Source organism: Billgrantia pellis, from assembly GCF_008297955.1.
In the GTDB taxonomy this organism is placed as follows: domain Bacteria; phylum Pseudomonadota; class Gammaproteobacteria; order Pseudomonadales; family Halomonadaceae; genus Halomonas; species Halomonas pellis.
In genome coordinates this window covers 71,691-89,902 of the sequence record NZ_VTPY01000005.1, presented here as the reverse complement: position 1 = coordinate 89,902, position 18,212 = coordinate 71,691, and the positions used below count along the sequence as shown (strand labels likewise).

The window sequence follows — 18,212 nt, the reverse complement described above, 5'->3', positions numbered from 1 at the left end:
GGCAAATGCCAATGATCTACGGCCATGGAGAGACACCATGATTAGCTCACGCCTCACTCGGAGCGGGGCCGACTGCGTACGATCCGCCCCTGCGGATGGTTCTCGAAGCGACCGCCACTGCCCTCGCCCACCACGTCGTCGCGCCACATGTCCTGACGCTGCCGCGATCCCGTTTCATCCGGCCGAGGCGGCTCGTCGGGCCGAGACAGGCCAGCACGGTGGTCGTAGCGCTCGAACAGCGACGCGGGAAGCTCCAGCACATAGGGGAGGGCATGCTGCCTACGCTCGCGCCAGTGCTCGCGATGCCAGGCGAAGGGCGGAAGGTGCGATTGCCAGGCGGGAGACGGCGAAGAATCGCGGTGTGGCTCCCCCGGGTCCGCCCAGGCGGAAGCACTCAGGGCCAGCCATCCCGCCAACAACAAGGCATGCAGGCCGACTCGCTCGAGACCCAGCGGTTTCTTCCTCATCGCGTCCCCCTTGCCCTCACGTCACCGGCCACCTCGCCCGGGCAGGCTACCATTATCGCTAGGTGGCCTCTATGTGTGGTAGCGCCAGGTGGAGATATCGTGCTGAGCTACAGGCGATAGCTCAGCGACAGAGCACCATGCACGGTACTGTTCTCCTGCCCTTCGAATTCTCTGCTACGCCAGACATGGGCCAAACTCACCTCCCAGCGCTCCCAGGTCAGCGCCACTCCCAGCACGGCGTCGCCGACCAGCTCGCGGCGGTCGACCGAGTGGCTGTCGCGCACCGTGTTGCCATCCAACAGCAGGTTGTGTGCCACGTAGCGGCCTTGCAAGGCGGCGAAGAGATGCCAACCGCTTCCGGGCGAGATCGAGACCTGTCGGTAGCCGCCCTGTTCCACCCCCAGCGACGGCCAGCCCATGCTTTCGTCCAGCCCTTGGCCGAGACGCAGACCATACCCCGCTCCAGCCTGAACGACGAGGTTGCCAAGGGATGCCGAGAGTCCCGGCCCATGCTGCATTTCCAGCGCCCCCAGCGGCTGGCGATGCCACCAGTGTCGGCGGTATGACGCGTTGAGGATGGGCTCGTTGCCCAACTGGTGAGACCAGCCGCGTGGTCGCTGACTGTTGGTGAAACGATGCACCTCGCGTTGGACGCTGTCGGCCGCCGCAATAGGCCCCACCGCGCCGATGTCAAACTGCAGCGCCTCTTCACGCTGCCAGGCGCCGCGCAGCGGCTGACGGCTGTAGAGAGACAGACCACCGAGCACCAGGCCGGCATAGGGACGGTCATCTTCGATGAGATCACGCCGCTCCACTTCCACCGGCGTGTACATGCGATAGCTCAGATGGTAGCTCAGCGCATCGACCTGGTTCAGCCAACCATCGGGAAGGCTATCGGCGATTCGCTGGGTCCAGTGATCCGGCGTTGCCGCCCGGGTCCAGGTGAGTTCCAGGCCTGCCGTGTAATTGTCGTCGTCACTGCTGAGCATACCGTCATTGTCCATCTGCAGCGTGACGACGCCCGGGTCGGCCAGGACTCGTGTGGCCAGGAGACAGCCAACGGCCCATGCGCCAATGAGACCACCCACACGTCGATACATAGTGACAGCCTTCGTCCTTGAGCAGGCTAATGAACATACTCGAGTGTATGTACGCTACGGCACAGTGGGCAAGTCTATTCAAACAAACTTTTGAACAAGACCGTCACGTCACATACTGCTCGATGACCACCACCGCCCTCTCGACCGCGCCACGGTAGCCACCGCCGAACAGCAGCAAGTGGTTGAGCAGTGGGTAAAGCTGAAACAGCGCCTCGCGTCGTGGCCAATCCTCGAGGCCTCTACCGTTCCAGTAGGCCTCGAAGAACGCCTCGCCCGGCGAGCCGAACAGCCTGAGCATGGCGAGATCCACTTCGGGATAGTGGCGATACACCGCTGGGTCGATGATGGCCGGTCCCTGCGGCGTGTTAAGCACGTTGCCCGACCACAGGTCGCCGTGCAGCAGGCTTGCCGGGGTATCGGGCAGCCACGCTTCGAGGCTTTCCGCCACGGCCTCGATACGCCCGCGCAATCGCGCGTCCAGCAGGCCTCGCTCATGGCAGGTATTGGCCAGCGGTAACAGGCGTCGCTCGCGCTGAAAAGCGCGTGCATCGGCAAGCGGCAGGTTGGGTTGTGGAGTGCGTCCGCAAGCGTTGTCCCGATGCCACCCATGCTCGGCCGCAACGCTGTCGTGCAGCGCCCTGAGCCCCTCGCCCAGCGCCGCTGCGGAACGCCCTGAGCGCGAGCCGCTCTCCAGCGCCTCCATGGCTAGCCACTCCCCATCCAGCGCCAGCACCTCGGGCACTATCAGCGGGCTGGCCGCCTCGCGCAGCGCCCTGAGCCCGTCGGCCTCACCGGCCAGGCGCTCGGGGTCGTCGCGCTTGACCACGATGGCTCCCTGAGCGGTATCCAGCCAATAGACCGCGGCCATATCGCCACCGCTCATGGCCCGCGGCTCCCCGCGCGGAGTGAGTCCACTGCGTTCCAGGAGAATCGTCAATCCGGTTTGCATGGGCCTCCTTTCATGCCGCTACGATAAAAGCAGGTCGGCTGTCGCTCTAGCGTAGGGGCAGGTCTACTCTCTTGCCATAGCGGCCTTCTTGAACCGATAAGGGGGATAGCGCGGGGCTGACGATAATGTCTCGCTATGGCACAGAGACGAACCGTGCGTTGCCAACCCGTGGCAAGACCGAGCACGGCGATGGGAAGCAACGAACGTCATCCACATAAGCCAGTCACGAGGAGTAATCATGTACAAGCTTGTCTTCTTCATCCCTGTCGAGGACGCCGAAGCGGTCAAGGAAGCCGTCTTCGCCACTGGCGCCGGCCGCATCGGTGACTACGAAGCCTGCTGTTTCCAAACCCTGGGCACCGGCCAGTTCCGCCCGCTCGACGGCGCCGACCCGCACATCGGACAAGTCGGTGAGCTGGAGCGCGTGGAGGAGGCCCGGGTGGAGCTGGTCTGCGAGGATCACCTGATTGGCGAAGCCGTCACGGCACTGAAGGCGGCCCATCCCTACGAGGAACCGGCTTTCGACGTGTGGAAATTGGACGCCTTTTAGCCTTCCGGAATCCGTTCGAGCGGGTCCTCGGCGAGGCGGCGGTTGGCTTATCGTAACGAACACGTCCGACGCGGACGCCATGCCGGTCTCCTTCTTGTATTCAGGCCGGAACGCCGTGATGGGCGGCGAGCGCCTGGCGGTAGCGGCCGTATACCTCCGCATAGGAAGCAATGCTCGCCGGATCAGGCTCGGCCAGCGAGGTCTCATCAAGATGCACGAGTCGCGCGCAGAGCGACGCGAGCGTGGCGTCTCCACGATGACACCAGGCCGCCTGAAGCGCGGCCCCCAGAGCCGCCGCATCGGTGATCTGCGGGCAGATCACCTGGGTTCCGGTGATGTCGGCAACCATCTGGCGCCATACCGGGCTCTTCGCGCCCCCTCCTATCAAGCGGATCTGACTGGCCCCCTCGGCCAGTTCGCCGAGCAGCTCGAGCCCGTAGCACAGGCCAAAGGTGGCACTCTCGATCACCGCGCGGCACAGGTTGGCCTGGGTCAGGTTGAGGCTGGTCAGGCCCAGGAAGCCGGCCGAGGCATGCGGCAGCGCCGGCACACGCTCCCCCTGGAAGAAAGGCAACACCGTGACGCCCTCGGCACCGATGGGTGCGGCAGCCAAGCGTTCGCCGAAGGTCGCCAGGTCGAGCGCGAACAGCTCGCGCACCAGCGTGCTCGCCGAAGTCACGTTCATGGTGCAGATCAGCGGCAGCCAGCCGCCATGACTGGCACAGAAGTTGGCCACCATGTCGCTCCCGGCGCGCACCGGCTCCGGCGAGTAAGCACATACGGTGCCTGAGGTGCCGAGGCTCAGGGTCACGATGCCAGGGGCGATGTTGCCGGTCCCGATGGCCCCCAGCATGTTGTCGCCGCCGCCGCTGGCGACCAGCACGTTTTCGTCGAGGCCGAACTCGCGAGCCAGCGCGGGGCGCAGCGTACCGGCCGGCTCCTGCGAGTCGATCAGGCTCGGCAGCACCCGTTCGGGATCGAGCTCCGGGGCGATCTCGGCGAAGACGTCGTGACGCCAGCGCCGGGTCACGGTATCGAAGTAGCCGGTGCCGGAGGCGTCGCCCGCCTCCGCCACCTTCACGCCGGTGAGCCAGAAATTGAGGTAGTCGTGGGTCAGCAGCAGGCTTTCGATGCGCCGATAGGCCTCGGGGTGCGCCTCGCGCAGCCAGGCCACCTTCGAGGCGGTATAGCCGGTCTGCAGCACCAGGCCGAGCCTATCGAGGCAGCCCGATTCGCCGCCCAGGCGTTCGATCAGGGCGGCATTGACCATCGCCGTCTCGGTATCGCACCACAGCTTCGCGGGATGCACCGGGTCTCCGGCGGCGTCCAGCGCCACCATGCCGTGCTGCTGGCCGGAAACGCCGATGGCACGAATCGCGCGCCTATCGATCCCGGCGCGCGACACGGCCTCGTCGAAGGCCCCACGGAAAGCTTCGATCCACTCCTCCGGATGCTGCTCGCGGCGTCCCTTCTCGCCCTCGAGCAGGCGATGCGGACGGCTCGCCTCGCCGAGAATCGCCTCGCCGTCGAGATCGATCACCACCACCTTGGTGCTCTGGGTACCGCAGTCCACACCGATATACATCACGCCCTACCCCGTTCGTGTACCAGGTACTCAAGCGTAGCGCGCGCGCCGTGCTCATGCAGACGCTGAAGAGCGTCGAGATAGGCCGCACGGAAGCGCGGCGCATCGGCGAGATCGCCGAACAGCTCGCGGTTGTCGATGAAGGTCGTCGGCCGGTGGCGATTCTCTACAGCGAGCGCCATCAGCTCGTCCTTGCGGCGGTCGACCACCTCGATCGGTTCCCCCCGTTCATCGATGCCTTCGGCATAGCGCGACCAGCTCGCCACTACCGCCGCCGAGCGGTGGATCTCGCCGCCCCGCACGAGCTGCTCGCGAATCACCGGCACCAGCCACTTGGGAATACGGTCGGAACTCTCGGCGCAGAGTCGCGCCAGGGTGTCCTTGATTTCAGGGTTGGCGAAACGCTCGATCAGCGTGAGACGGTACCGTTCAAGATTCACGCCCGGCACCGGCGCGAGCGTCGGGCTGCCTTCGTGGCGCATGTAGCCGAGTAGGAACTCGACGAACAGCGGGTCCTGACACACCTCATGGGCGTAACGGTAGCCGGCCAGGGTGCCGAAGTAGCACAGCGCTTGGTGGCTGGCGTTGAGCAGACGCAGCTTCATCAGCTCGTAGGGCACCACATCCTCGACTACCTGCACGCCGACCTGCTCGACCGGCGGCCGCCCGCTGATGAAGCGATCCTCCAGCACCCATTGGCTGAACGGCTCGCAGACCACTGGCCAGGCATCGTCGATGCCGAAATGTTGTGCCAGTTCCTCGACATCCGCCCCGGCGGTGACCGGCGTGATGCGGTCGACCATGGCATTGGGGAACGGCACCTCGGCCTCGAGCCATTCGCCGAGCTCGGCATCGCGGGCCCGGGCAAAAGCGGTGAACATGCGGCTTGCCACCTCGCCATTGCCCTGGATATTGTCGCATGACATCACCGTAAACGGCGCCACGCCACGCCGGCGCCGCCGCGCCAACGCCTCCACGACCAGTCCGAAGGCGGTGCGAGGGGTATGGGGGTTGGCCAGGTCGTGCCGCACCTCGGCATTGTCGAGATCGAATTCCCCGGTGACCGAGTGAAAGTTGTAGCCCCCTTCGGTGACGGTCAGCGAGACGATGCGAATGGCCGGGGCGGCCATGCATTCGATCACCGCCTCGGGGTCGTCGGGAGCGAAGAGGTAATCCACCATGCTGCCGATCACGCGCGTCTCGCGATGGCCGTCGGGGCGCTTCACCACCAAGGTGTAAAGATGATCCTGCGCCGCTAGCACCTTTTGCATGCGCCGGTCGCCGGGCATCACCCCGACCCCGACGATGCCCCAGTCGAGCGCCAATCCACGGCTCATCAGTTCGTCAAGATACATCGCCTGGTGAGCGCGGTGAAAACCGCCCACCCCGATATGGACGATGCCCGGCGTCACTCGGCGTCGGTCATAGCCGGGCACGGCGACCCGGGAGTCGAGCTGATTGAGCGTGGCGTTGCTGAGAGCAGGCATGAGGACACTCCTTGCCGCGAACGGCAATGCCAATGGAAGCGAAACGGCTTGGCGAGACGACCTAGCGCCAATAGAGATCCGGCTCGATGGATTCCCGCTTGATCAGCCGCGCATTGAGCATGTCCTTGTGGCGCGCCTTGGCGATGGCGCCCGTCTGGTCCTGCCCCATGCCCAGCCAGCGCTGGATCAGCCGCGCCTCGAGGACGTCATCGCTGACCTCGAGGAACAGCGTCATGTCGAACAGGGGACGCAGCTCACGCCACGGGTCGCGATCGAGCAACAGGTAGTTGCCCTCGACGATCACCAGGCGATGCTCGAGGGTAATCAGGCGCCCACCGGCACGCGCCAGATCCAGCGGCCGGTCGAAGGTCGGCACCGCAACGCTGCGATCGGCGCGGCGGATGCGCTCCAGGTCATGCGTCAGGCCATCGGGATCGAAGGTCTCCGGCGCGCCCTTGATCGCCAGATGGCCCCGCGGTTCGAGGATGGCATTGTCGAGATGGTAGCCATCCATCGGCACCACCTCGGCAATGCCCGGCTGCCGCTCGTTGAGTTCGCGGCACAGCCACTCGGAGAGGAACGACTTGCCCGCCCCCGGCGGCCCGGCCAGGGCGACGATGAAGCGTTGTCGGTTCTCGACGGCCTCCAGCAGGCGCATCGCCATGTCATGGATATTCGGATTCATCATTGTTCTCGCCTGGTAAAAAATCGCCGAGCGAATTGAAGCGCAAGGCGCACGGAACACAGTACCGAGCGAAGCGACAAACAGTCGTAGGCTGGCCCCGAAGGGGCGAGTAGCCGAAGGCTTAGAGTCAACCGGAGCCTATGGGGTATCGGTGAGGATTCCGGCCGGGCTGGCGCTTCGGCACCGCACAACGCAGCGATTCGCTCGCGCAGCATTTTTTCAGCTCATCCAGTTACCGCCGTCGACGTTGAGGGTCTGTGCGACCACGTATTCGCTGTCATCCGAGGCGAGAAATACCGCCGCACCGGCATGATCTGCAGGGCGCCCCATGCGTCCGTAGGGCACCGCCTCGCCGACCAGGCGCTTCTTCTCGCCCAGGGGGCGACCCTCGTATCGAGCGAAAAGCGCATCGACTTCATCCCACATGGGAGTATCGACCACCCCTGGGGCTATGCCGTTGACATGGATGCCGTACTTGATCAGGTCGAGCCCGCACGACTGGGTCAAGCTGATGACCGCCGCCTTGCTCGCGCAGTAGGCGCTGACCAGCGCTTCGCCGCGTCTCCCCGCCTGCGAGGCCATGTTGATGATCTTGCCGCCCTGCCCCCGGGAAACCATGTGCCGCGCCATGGCCTGCAGGGTGAAGAACATTCCCTTCGTGTTCACGGCGAACTGGCGATCGAAGCTCTCCTCGGAAACCTCGAGTACCGGGGCCATGTCGAATACCGCCGCGTTGTTGACCAGGATATCGATGCCGCCCAGGTGCTCGGTCACTGCCTGGATGGCCGCGGCGATCGACTCGCGATCGCAGACGTCCAAACGCACGCCCATGACCCGCTCGAGCCCCTTGGAACGCAATCGGGTCATCGCCTCCTCCACGCCCTGCGTGTCGACGTCGGCGACGGCCACCCGGGCCCCCTCCTCGAGGTAGCGTTCGGCAATGGCCAGACCGATACCGCGCGCACCGCCGGTGATCAGGGCGGTTCTGTCAACGAGCTTCATCGCAGACTCCTTTTCCCAGCGCTCGCCGCCTGCGGCGACGTCACACGCCGTTGTCGTTCCTCTTGCCAGCGGTCGATGAGCGCCGCCAACCCATGCATGCTCGGCAGTACCTGCCAGGCACCGGCGCGGCTCAGCCGCTCGGCGTGGCCATCCTCGATGTGGCTGGCCCCGGTGAAGCCGATTACCGTCATGCCGGCGGCATGCGCCGCCGTGACGCCCGAAACACTGTCCTCGACCACCAGGCAGTCATGCGGGGCACAGCCCAGCGAGCGCGCCGCGAGCAGGTAGAGGTCGGGCGCCGGCTTGGGCCGCTGCACCTGTTCGGCGGTGAACAGCGGTACCTCCGAGAGCCAGGCGTCGAGCCCGGTGGTGGCAAGCGAGGCCACCACGCGGCGGCGCCGACTGTTGGAGACGATGGCCAGCGGCAACCGCAGGCCGGCCACCGTTTCCACCACCCCCTCGATGGCGCAGACTTCTTCGGCCAGGCGTGCCTCGATAGCATCGTCGATGCGTGACAGGGCGTCGTCGGGCAGGCGATGCGCACTCTGGCCCTCGAGGTGCGCCAGGATGCTCGCGGTGGTCATGCCCAGCGCCTGGCGCAGGGCGACATCGCGGGGAATGTCCGGCAACAGGTCGGCCAGTTGCCGGAGCAGCGTAGCCTCGGCGATCGTCTCGCTGTCGACCAGCACGCCATCGCAATCGAAGATCAGGGTCGCTGCGCTCATTGGCTCCCCGCCATGCTGATGGCCCGATTGTCCTGACGATTGAGCGCGGCCAGGGGATGACGATGCAGGCTGGGCAGGGCCAGGCCGTCGCTGCCGAACAGATGGGCACAATCGGGAGCGAAACCGAAGCGCAGCGTATCGCCTACCCGGTGCTCGACGTTGCCGTCGGCGCTCACCGTGATCAACGCCTCCGGCATGCGCACGTAGAGCGAGGTCAGCCCGCCGAGACGCTCGATCACCTCGATACACCCTTCCAGCGGGCCACCGACATCGAGCTGGATATGCTCGGGGCGGAAGCCGAGTTCGAGCACAGTGCCGGCCGCCACGCCGTCACCGTCGACCGGCACCTCGCAATTGACGCCGCCGGGCAGCCGCACCTCGACTCCTGCAGGGCCGGCGTGGGCGACCGTCACCTTCACGAAGTTCATCTTCGGCGAGCCGATGAAACCCGCCACGAAGCGATTACGCGGATGGTGGTAGAGCGCCATCGGCGACCCCACCTGCTCGACCACCCCGCCCTGCAGCACAACGATCTTGTCGGCCATGGTCATGGCCTCGATCTGGTCGTGGGTGACGTAGATCATGGTGGCGTCCAGTGCCTCGTGCAGACGCGCCAGCTCGATGCGCATCTGCACGCGCAGCGCGGCATCGAGGTTGGAGAGCGGCTCGTCGAACAGGAAGATGCTGGGGTTGCGCACGATGGCGCGCCCGATCGCCACGCGCTGACGCTGGCCGCCGGAGAGCGCCTTGGGCTTGCGGTCGAGCAGCGGCTCGAGCTGCAGGATCTCGGCGGTCTCGCGCACCTTGCGTCGGCGCTCCTCCTTCGAGACCCCGGCAAGCTTGAGGCTGAAGCCCATGTTGTCCTCGACGGTCATGTGCGGGTAGAGCGCGTAGCTCTGAAATACCATCGCCAGGCCACGCTCGGCCGGGCCGACCTCGTTGATGCGCTGTCCATCGATCAGGATGTCGCCCGACGTAGCACTCTCGAGGCCGGCGATCATGCGCAGCAGCGTCGACTTGCCACAGCCGGATGGGCCGACGAAGACCACGAACTCGCGATCGTTGACGTCGAGGTCGACGCCCTTGATGACCTGGGTATCGTCGAACCGTTTGACGATGTTGCGAAGCTGTAGGGTCGCCATGGGAGATCCTCGTCCAGTCTATTTCACCGCACCAAAAGTCAGCCCTCGTACCATCTGCTTCTGGGTCATCCAGCCGAATACCAGAATCGGCGCAATGGCCATGGTCGAGGCGGCAGAGAGCTTGGCCCAGAACAAGCCTTCGGGACTCGAGAAGGAGGCGATGTAGGCGGTCAGCGGTGCAGCGTTCGATGAGGTGAGGTTGAGGCTCCAGAACGCCTCGTTCCAGCTCAGGATCACCGACAGCAACCCGGTAGAGGCAATGCCCGGCAGGGTCAGCGGCATCAGCAGGTAGACCACTTCCTGAAAGGTGCTCGCACCGTCCATTCGTCCTGCCTCGAGAATGTCGCGGGGCAGATCCTTGAAGAAGGTGTAGAGCATCCACACCACGATCGGCAGGTTCATGAGGGTGTAGACAATGATCAACCCGGTGCGGGTATCGAGCAGCCCGGTGGTGCGGAACAGCAGGTAGATGGGCACCAACACTCCGACCGGCGGCAGCATCTTGGTCGAGAGCATCCACAGCAACGTCCCTTTGGTTCGCCGGGTGGGCAGGAACGCCATCGAATAGGCCGACGGGATGCCGATGAGCAGGGCCAGCAGCGTCGAGCCGAAAGCCACCGTCACGCTGTTGAGCGCATACTTGAAATAATCGGCCCGGGCCTGGACGGCGCTATAGCTGTCAAGCGTCGGCGTGAACAGGAAGCTCGGGTCGGCGATCGCCGCCGCCTCGGTCTTGAAGCCGGTCATCGCCATCCAGAGGATCGGGAAGAAGATGAGCAGCGAAACACCCCAGCCGAGCAGCGTCAGCATCAGCCGGCGGAATTCGAGCGACAGCAGCGCAGTGGCGACAGCGGGGGCGGTCCTGGTGAAGGATGCTTGGCCTTCAGCCGTCAGGGAGGGTTTGGGTTTGGCCGTCGTCACGATGTGCCTCCTAGTTTTCCAAATGCCGGGCCACCAGCCGGACCAGAAAGATGGCGACGATGTTGGCGAGAATGATGGCGACCACGCCGCCGGCGGAGCCCAGCCCGACGTCGAAATCGAGCAGCGATTGCATGTAGATCAGGTAGGCCAGGTTAGTGGTGGCCAGACCAGGTCCGCCCGAAGTGGTGACATAGATCTCGGCGAAGATGGTCAGCAGGAAGATCATCTCGATCATGATTACCACGCTGATGGCGCGCTTGAGATGCGGTAGGGTGATGTAGAAGAACACGGCCAGCGGACCGGCGCCGTCCATACGTGCCGCCTCGACCTGGTCGTCGTCGAGCGACTGCATGGCGGTGAGCAGGATCAGCAGCGCGAACGGTAGCCACTGCCAGGCCACGATGATCACGATCGACGTCAGCGGCAGTGAGGAGAACCAGTCCACCGGGGACGCACCGAATACCCGCGCCAGCCACGCCAGAACCCCGTTGTCGGGATGCATCATCATGTTCTTCCATACCAGTGCGCTGACCGTGGGCATGACGAAGAACGGCGAAATGGCCAGCACCCGGGCGATACCGCGGCCGGGAAATTCCTGCTGGAAGAGCACCGCCAGCAGCGTACCGCCCACCACGGTGATGACCAGCACCCAACCCACCAGCAGCAGGGTATTGCCAATGGCCCGCCATAGCGCCGGGTCGGTGAACAGGAATTCGTAGTTTTCCAGCCCGGCGAAGCCGGTCATTTCGGGCATCAAGAGGTTGTAGCGCTGGAAGGAGAACCATAGGGTCATGCCCAACGGTACCAGCATCCACAGCAGCAGCAGGCTGACCGCGGGGGCTTGCAGCGAGAGGCTGCGAAGTCCGCCGACGGTACGTCCGGAGGCGCGTGTCTTGCTCATGGCGAGTTACCGCAACGGAGGAATGAAGTGGCCGGGACGACGCACCGGCCGCAGGGTCGGGCGCGTGTCAGTCGAGATAGCCGGCGCGCTGCATGGTGCGCTCGGTGGCGCGCTGGGCCGAGGCCAACGCCTGCTCGACGGAAGTCTCGCCGGTCAGGGCCGCCGCGATCGTCTGGCCGACCTGGGTGCCAATCGACTGGAACTCGGGTATCCCGACGAACTGCACGCCCTGATACGGCGTCGGTTCCAGGGTCGAATCGGTGGGGTCGGCGCTGTTGATTGCCTCGTGCACAAAGCCGGCGAACGGTGCCTCGCGCTGGTAGTTTTCGTTCTCGTAGGTCGATTTCCGAGTACCCGGCGGCACACTGGTCCACCCCTCGCGCTCGCCGACCAGCTCGATATAGTCCTGCCCGGTGGCCCAGGCAATGAAGGTCTGGGCCGCCTCGGGCGAATCGGATGAGCTGGGGATGGCCAGCGCCCACGACCACAGCCAGTGCGCGCCTTTTGGGGTCTCGGCGACTGGCGCCGGGGCGAAGCCCAGCTCGCCGGCCACTTCCGATTCATCGGGATTGAACAGCTTGCCCGCCGCCGAGGTGGCATCGACCCACATGCCGCACTTTCCGCGCGAGAACATCGCCAGGTTCTCGTTGAAGCCGTTGGAACTGGCGCCCGACGGCCCGTAGTCGTTCATCAGATCGACATAGAACTGGATCGCCTCCTGCCAGGCCGGCGAGTCGAGCTGGGGATTCCACCCCTCGTCGAACCAACGTCCACCGAAGGTGTTCACCAGGGTGGACAGGAACGCCATGTTCTCGCCCCAGCCCGGCTTACCGCGCAGGCAGATGCCGGCCACGCCGTTCTCGGGGTCGTGAATCGCACCCGCCCATTCGCGCACCTCCTGCCAGGTGGGCTGGTCGCTCATCTCGATACCGGCCTCCTCGAACAGGTCGGTGCGATAGAACATCATTGAGCTTTCCGCGTAGAAGGGCAGCGCATACAGCGTGCCGTCGTGAGAGAGACCGTCGCGCACCGGCTTGAGCAAATCGTCCACGTCGTAGTCGTCGGGCAGGTCGTCGAGCGGCACCAGCCAGCCGCGCTCGGCCCAGATCGGGGCCTCGTAGGTGCCGATGGTCAATACGTCGAACTGCCCGCCGTCGGTGGCAATATCGGTCGTCAGGCGCTGGCGCAGCACGTTCTCCTCGAGCACCACCCAGTCGATTTCAATGTCGGCGTGAGCGCTCTCGAACGCCTCGGTGAGGCTCTGCATGATCACCATGTCATTGTTATTGACTGTCGCCACGGTGATGGTTTCGGCGTTGACGACACCGGCGGCGGCAAGGCTGGCCAGGGGAATGGCGCGCGTGAGCTTCATCGCTTGGCTCCTCTCGATGCTGCCCTTCGTCGGGCTGATTGTTGTAGGGTGGAGCAACATGACTGATCATTTACTCACTAGTCGATCAAATGATCGGATGCGAATCGAGAAAAGGCAAAGAAAGTGACGTTAGACTTTAGCCCAAGCGTTCGCTATCGAGGATGAAGCGAGCGGCGTTCTCGTCGGTGACCAGCCCTTTGAGCCAGCCCCCTCGCAGGGCGGCGAGAATGGCGGGGCCCTTGTCACGCCCCCCCGCCAGCGCCACCAGCGTCTGGTGGCGAAACATCTCCAGAGGCAGACTGGTGACGCGCTGGGTAATCGAACAATCGATCACTTCGCCAGCCTGGTCGAGCGGCCAGCCGAGCAGCTCGCCGACGGCCTCGCGGGTCAACAGCTCTTCGAGTTCGGCTTCGCTGATGAAATGATCCTGGAACAACGTGGCTCGGCGATCGATGCGCCCCACCCCGATGAAGGCGGCTTCGGCCTCCTTGGCAACCTCGACGATAGCCTGGAAGAGCCGTTGGCCGAGCATCGCCTCCTTTTCCTCCACCGAGCCCGCCACGACCGGTGCCGGCAGCAGGAAACGTTCGCCGCCGGTCTTGTCGGCCAGCACCATCACCCCGTCGTAGCGGTTGGCGGAGCCGTCACGGGCGACGTTACCGACCAGCGACACGAAGCGATGCTGCGGGCGCTCGATACGACTCAGCGACTCCACCGTGGCGCGCACCGATCGGCCGGTGCCCAGCGACAGGGTCAAGGGTTCGCTGCGCTCCACCAAACGGGCGACGCGTTCGGCCCCGGCCACCGCCAGGTAGTGGGCGCTGCTGTCGGGAGTTTCGGGATCGCCGGGTACCACATCGCAGAATTCGAGGCCGAAGCGCTGGAGTATCGCATCCGACATGACCATGCAGTTGGCCAACGGGTGGTCGATATGCACCTTGACCAACCCCTCCTGACGTGCCAGGGCCAGTAGCCGCTGCACGCCTGGGCGTGATACACCGAGCTGGCTGGCGATCTCGTCCTGAGTGCGCCCGCCCACGTAGGAGAGCCAGGCGGCTCGCGCCGCCTGGTCCAGTTTGCGCTCGAATTTGTCCACGTCGCGTATCCCTTGTCGTTGCCGATCAGGCGGAGCCCCCGTCATGCTGGGCCCATCATGCCGAGCCAAAGTAGCGCTCACGATCCTCAGCGGTAATATCGCTGATATGCAGCGGGAAAGCCGCAGCATCACGGTCGGCATAGAAATGACGCAGGGTACGCTCGATGGTGGGAAAGGCCAGCTCGTCCCAGGGAATTTCGTGCTCCTCGAAGAGGGCCACTTCCAGGCTCTCCGGCCCGGCGGAGAAACTGCCCGTCAGGTCGGCGCGGAAGATCATGTAGACCTGGTTGATATGCGGCAGATTGATCAAGGTGTAGAGCCCATGAATGCTGACTTCGGCACAAGCCTCTTCACGAGTCTCGCGGGCGGCAGCCTCGACGGTCGTCTCGGCGTTCTCCATGAACCCCGCCGGCAACGTCCAGTAGCCCTTGCGCGGCGCAATCGCACGGCGGCAGAGCAGGACCCGCGAACCGCTCACCGGCAGCGTTCCGGCCACGATGCGTGGATTCTGGTAATGAACCGAACCGCAGGCGTCACACAGGTATCGAGGCCGATCGTCCCCCGCCGGGATTGCAAAACGCACGGGTTGGCCGCAGTGGCTGCAGAAGTTCATGGGTCTCCCTGACAGGCTTGACGATGGCGAAGACGCCCGGGTAGAAGGAACCAAATTCAATGGAAACTCCATGTTAGAGAAACTTCGCAAGCGCCTGCAAGCGCACGCCCCCCGCCGCCTGCAGCTCGACATGCCGCAGGCGGCGGTGCTGCTGCCGATCGTCGATCGCTCCGAGCCGACACTGCTCTTCACTCGCCGGGCAGGGCATCTCAATACCCATAGCGGCCAGGTGGCTTTCCCCGGCGGCAAGCGCGAGGAGGCCGATCCCGACCTGCTGTTCACCGCGCTGCGCGAATCGCACGAGGAAATCGCCCTGCCGCCGGAGCGGGTCGAGCTGCTAGGTCAGCTGTCGGACGTGATCTCGCTGCACGGCATACGGGTCACTCCCTATGTGGGCCTGATCCCTGCGGACCTGCCTCTGGCACCCGACCTCGCTGAGCTGGATGCCATCTTCGAGGTGCCACTGATGCTGTTCCTGGAGGATCGCCGTCATCATACCGACGTGATCCCGGTCAACGGCCGGCCCCACTACGTTCCCAGCTACCATACCCACGGCCAAGTGATCTGGGGGCTGTCGGCCATGATGCTGGTGGAGCTCCTGGCGGAGGGCTTCGACTGCCCGGTAAGTCTCTTCGAAGAACCGCCTAGCGGCCGCCTGTGCTATTTTCCCGAGCGCCTGCTGCGCAGCACGCGAACCGAGACGCGTCTGCCCGGCTCCCCTTCCCATCGCTGAGGAGCGCCCTGCATGTCGCATCTGCAACGGCCAGCCTTCAAGGTCAGCGCCCTGCCCCACCTGGTCGACGCTCTTGTCGAACGGGGCTGGTACGTCGGCGAAGGCTTTCTCGATACCGAGCTGTGCCAGGCGCTCTGCCGGGAACTGACCGACATGGCCGAGCGCGACGCCCTGGCAGCCGCCGGCATCGGACGTGGTGATGGGCATCAGCTGCGCCGCGACATTCGCGGCGATGCCATCCGCTGGCTCGACCGCGGGAGCCTGGCCCAGCGCCGCTACCTCGACGCCATGGGCGAGCTGCAGCGTGAGCTGAACCAGGCACTGTTTCTCGGGCTGTTCGAATATGAGGCCCACTTCGCCCACTACCCGCCCGGGGCTTTCTACAAGAAGCATCTCGACAGCTTTCGCGGGCGCGCCAACCGCGTGGTCTCCACGGTGGGTTATCTCAACCCCGACTGGCCCGCGGACGGCGGCGGCGAAATGGCGATCTTCGCCGTCGACGACCCGAAACGGGAAGTGGCTCGGGTACATCCCGAGGCAGGCAACTTCGCCTGCTTTCTCTCCGAGACGGTGCCCCACGAGGTACTGCCGACCCGGCTGCCGCGCGCCAGCATTGCCGGCTGGTTCCGGCGCAACGCTTCGCTGGGTGGCCTGGTGGATCCGGCGCGCTGATGAGAACCGACGACCGGAACCTGCGGGCCCGTCTGGCCGAACTTGAGCGGCGCAATGCCGAGCTCGAGGCCCGGGTCGCCGTTCTTGATGAAGAGAAGCGCCACTATCGATGGCTTGCCGAGAGCACTACCGACCTGATCTCGCGCCATGCCCGCGACGGCACCTTTCTGTATGCCTCTCAGGCCGCTCGCGAGCTGCTCGGCTACGAGCCCGAGGAACTGATCGGCGTATCGGCCTACGATCTCTTCCATCCGTCGGATCTTGCCGATCTGCTCAACAAGTCGCCACGGGTCTACTACCGCGACGGCTTCTACCAGCAAACCTACCGCTTCCGCGCCAAGAACGGTCACTACGTGTGGTTCGAAACCACCAGCCGCACCCGCCGCGACCCGCGCTCCGGAGAACTGCTCGATATTCTCTGCGTCTCCCGCGACGTGGGGCGGCGTATCCGCGCCGAAGCCAACCGCGAACGCCTGGCCCGGGTGGTGGAATCGACGACCGACTACGTGCTGTTCGTCGACGGCAACGAACGGGTGTTCTATTCCAACGAGGCCGCCCGGCGCCTGCTGGGTCTGCCACGCGAGGGGTTGGACACCCGGCTAGAGCAGGTCTACTCGCCGGCTTCGTTGGCGATCTTGCGCGACGTCGTGCTGCCCGCCGTGGCTCGCTACGGCTCCTGGAGCGGCGAGCTGGAGATGCCCGGGCCCAAGGGGTCCATACCGGTACTCAGCGTCGTCCTGGCCCACCGCGGGCCGGGAGCGGAGCCCGATCACCTGTCGCTGCTCAACCGCGACATCGAACTGCGCAAATCCGCCGAAGCGCAGGCACGCCGCCACCAGGAACAGATCGCCCATGCCAACCGCCTGGCCACCACCGGCGAGTTGGCATCCAACATCGCCCATGAACTCAACCAGCCGCTGGCCGCCATCGCCAACTATGCCCATGGCGCGCTGTTGCAGCTGCACGCCACGCCGAACCGACCTGCCAGCGAACTCATCCTACCCCTGGAGCGCATCGACGAACAGGTCCAGCGTCTGGGCGAGCGGCTGCGTCATATTCGCACCTTTGTGCGCAGGGGCCAGACCCGACCGCGCCCCATCACCCTGCGCGAGGTGGTCGACGCCGCCTGTCGCCTGTGCGAATGGCAGTTCCAGCAGGCTCGGGTCGCGTTGCGGCATGACCTGCCGGAGAGACTGCCACGCGTACTCGCCGACCCGGTCGCCCTGGAACAGGTGCTAATCAACCTGCTGCTCAATGCGCTGGAGGCAAGCCGGGATCGGCCCGAGGCTACCGAGGTGCGGCTCCGTGCGATGCACAGCGGCCCGCGGGAGGTGGTCTTTCACGTCAGCGACCGGGGGCCCGGCATCAATGCCGACGAGGCCCAGACGATCTTCGCTCCCTTCCATTCCCACCGCCCCGATGGCCTGGGCATGGGGCTGGCGATCAGCCGTTCGCTGATGGAAGCCATGGGCGGCAGTCTGGTCCTGGAGGGCGGTTCCGACGGCGCTACCTTTGCGGGTACACTGCAGACCGAACCGCCCCCGGCCCATCGCCGCGTCCCCCCCCGGAGCCAGCCGTGACCGATGTTCCCGCCTCCCCCTGCATTGCCGTGGTCGACGACGACGAAGCCCTGCGCGATTCCCTGGCCTGGCTGCTTGATTCCGTGGGGCTCGCCACATGCGCCTTCGCCGACGGCGAGGCCTTCCTGGCGGCGGGCCACGACGCCTGCGACGCCGTGCTGCTCGACGTGCGCATGCCGGGGCTCTCGGGCCTACAGGTTCAGCAACGGCTCCTCGAGCGCGGCGATACCGCGCCGATCATCTTCATGACCGGCCACGGCGACGTGCCCATGGCCGTGGCGGCACTCAAGGCCGGCGCCTTCGATTTCCTTGAGAAACCTTTCAACCAACAGCAGCTCATCGATGCCGTGCAGCAGGCCCTGGCCGAGCATCAGCGGCTAGGCGAGATACGCGCGCGGATCGATGACCTGCGGGCCCGCTACGATGCCCTTCGCCCCAAGGAACGACGCATCCTGGTGCACGTGGCGGAAGGCATGACCAGCCGCGAGATCGCCGCCCATCTCGACGTCAGCGCCAAGACCGTGGAGGTCTATCGCCTGCGCGCCATGAAGGCGTTGAACGCCGCGAACCTGGCCGAGCTGGTGCGGATCTGCGTGGCGCTGGGACTGGTCGATCCGCTGCCCCAACGCTGA

At 65.3% G+C, this 18,212-nt stretch carries 19 protein-coding genes; 5 read left to right on the top strand and 14 right to left on the bottom strand.

The genetic code is table 11. The annotated features are described in order from the left end of the window. Positions 1–53 precede the first annotated feature (53 nt). The 3 genes from F0A17_RS13570 to F0A17_RS13560 form a co-directional block, all read right to left on the bottom strand. A complete protein-coding gene (locus tag F0A17_RS13570; protein ID WP_149328895.1) occupies positions 54–467 on the bottom strand; it encodes a hypothetical protein in 414 nt (137 codons plus the stop codon). 107 nt (positions 468–574) lie between these two features. Then, a complete protein-coding gene (locus tag F0A17_RS13565) occupies positions 575–1,567 on the bottom strand; it encodes a lipid A deacylase LpxR family protein (RefSeq protein ID WP_149328894.1) in 993 nt (330 codons plus the stop codon). Positions 1,568–1,670: 103 nt separating this feature from the next. Further along, positions 1,671–2,516, bottom strand: a complete 846-nt coding sequence (locus F0A17_RS13560) for a fructosamine kinase family protein (RefSeq protein WP_149328893.1) — start codon at positions 2,514–2,516, stop codon at positions 1,671–1,673. Between the two features lie 238 nt (positions 2,517–2,754). Between F0A17_RS13560 and F0A17_RS13555 the strand changes: the two genes are divergently transcribed. Next, complete coding sequence (locus F0A17_RS13555; protein ID WP_149328892.1) at positions 2,755–3,066, top strand: YqfO family protein; 312 nt, start codon at positions 2,755–2,757, stop codon at positions 3,064–3,066. Between the two features lie 100 nt (positions 3,067–3,166). Here the strand turns inward: F0A17_RS13555 and xylB are convergent, their stop codons facing one another. The 11 genes from xylB to F0A17_RS13500 form a co-directional block, all read right to left on the bottom strand. Beyond that, positions 3,167–4,651 (bottom strand): xylulokinase, encoded by a 1,485-nt coding sequence (gene xylB / locus F0A17_RS13550; RefSeq protein WP_149329229.1) that lies wholly within the window; start codon positions 4,649–4,651, stop codon positions 3,167–3,169. After that, positions 4,651–6,138, bottom strand: a complete 1,488-nt coding sequence (locus F0A17_RS13545; RefSeq protein WP_149328891.1) for a mannitol dehydrogenase family protein — start codon at positions 6,136–6,138, stop codon at positions 4,651–4,653. The genes xylB and F0A17_RS13545 overlap by 1 nt, the downstream gene beginning before the upstream one ends. 61 nt (positions 6,139–6,199) lie before the next feature. Further along, a complete protein-coding gene (locus F0A17_RS13540) occupies positions 6,200–6,823 on the bottom strand; it encodes a nucleoside triphosphate hydrolase (protein WP_149328890.1) in 624 nt (207 codons plus the stop codon). A gap of 219 nt (positions 6,824–7,042) precedes the next feature. Next, positions 7,043–7,825: an L-iditol 2-dehydrogenase gene (locus F0A17_RS13535; RefSeq protein WP_149328889.1), complete on the bottom strand. Its 783-nt coding sequence runs from the start codon at positions 7,823–7,825 to the stop codon at positions 7,043–7,045. Next, positions 7,822–8,550: an HAD family hydrolase gene (locus F0A17_RS13530; RefSeq protein ID WP_149328888.1), complete on the bottom strand. Its 729-nt coding sequence runs from the start codon at positions 8,548–8,550 to the stop codon at positions 7,822–7,824. Before F0A17_RS13530 ends, F0A17_RS13535 begins: the two co-directional genes overlap by 4 nt. Next, complete coding sequence (locus F0A17_RS13525) at positions 8,547–9,692, bottom strand: ABC transporter ATP-binding protein (protein WP_149328887.1); 1,146 nt, start codon at positions 9,690–9,692, stop codon at positions 8,547–8,549. Before F0A17_RS13525 ends, F0A17_RS13530 begins: the two co-directional genes overlap by 4 nt. A gap of 18 nt (positions 9,693–9,710) precedes the next feature. Next, positions 9,711–10,502 carry a carbohydrate ABC transporter permease gene (locus F0A17_RS13520; RefSeq protein ID WP_149329228.1) on the bottom strand — a complete coding sequence of 264 codons (792 nt, stop codon included), beginning with the start codon at positions 10,500–10,502 and terminating at the stop codon, positions 9,711–9,713. Between the two features lie 121 nt (positions 10,503–10,623). After that, on the bottom strand, positions 10,624–11,514 hold the full coding sequence (locus tag F0A17_RS13515; protein ID WP_149328886.1) for a carbohydrate ABC transporter permease: 891 nt from the start codon (positions 11,512–11,514) through the stop codon (positions 10,624–10,626). Positions 11,515–11,581: 67 nt separating this feature from the next. Then, the gene (locus F0A17_RS13510; RefSeq protein ID WP_149328885.1) at positions 11,582–12,886 is read right to left on the bottom strand and encodes an ABC transporter substrate-binding protein; all 1,305 of its coding nucleotides are present in this window, start codon (positions 12,884–12,886) and stop codon (positions 11,582–11,584) included. 136 nt (positions 12,887–13,022) lie between these two features. Then, the gene (locus F0A17_RS13505; protein WP_149328884.1) at positions 13,023–13,982 is read right to left on the bottom strand and encodes a sugar-binding transcriptional regulator; all 960 of its coding nucleotides are present in this window, start codon (positions 13,980–13,982) and stop codon (positions 13,023–13,025) included. A 55-nt stretch (positions 13,983–14,037) separates the two neighbouring features. After that, a complete protein-coding gene (locus F0A17_RS13500) occupies positions 14,038–14,595 on the bottom strand; it encodes an NUDIX hydrolase (RefSeq protein WP_149328883.1) in 558 nt (185 codons plus the stop codon). Positions 14,596–14,665: 70 nt separating this feature from the next. Between F0A17_RS13500 and F0A17_RS13495 the strand changes: the two genes are divergently transcribed. Genes F0A17_RS13495 through F0A17_RS13480 form a run of 4 tightly spaced genes read left to right on the top strand, consistent with a single transcriptional unit; the run spans position 14,666 to position 18,212 of the window. Next, complete coding sequence (locus F0A17_RS13495) at positions 14,666–15,328, top strand: CoA pyrophosphatase (protein WP_149328882.1); 663 nt, start codon at positions 14,666–14,668, stop codon at positions 15,326–15,328. Positions 15,329–15,340: 12 nt separating this feature from the next. Next, positions 15,341–16,000 carry a 2OG-Fe(II) oxygenase gene (locus F0A17_RS13490; protein WP_149328881.1) on the top strand — a complete coding sequence of 220 codons (660 nt, stop codon included), beginning with the start codon at positions 15,341–15,343 and terminating at the stop codon, positions 15,998–16,000. Next, a complete protein-coding gene (locus F0A17_RS13485) occupies positions 16,000–17,580 on the top strand; it encodes a PAS domain S-box protein (protein WP_149328880.1) in 1,581 nt (526 codons plus the stop codon). The genes F0A17_RS13490 and F0A17_RS13485 overlap by 1 nt, the downstream gene beginning before the upstream one ends. Then, complete coding sequence (locus F0A17_RS13480; RefSeq protein ID WP_149328879.1) at positions 17,577–18,212, top strand: response regulator transcription factor; 636 nt, start codon at positions 17,577–17,579, stop codon at positions 18,210–18,212. Before F0A17_RS13485 ends, F0A17_RS13480 begins: the two co-directional genes overlap by 4 nt.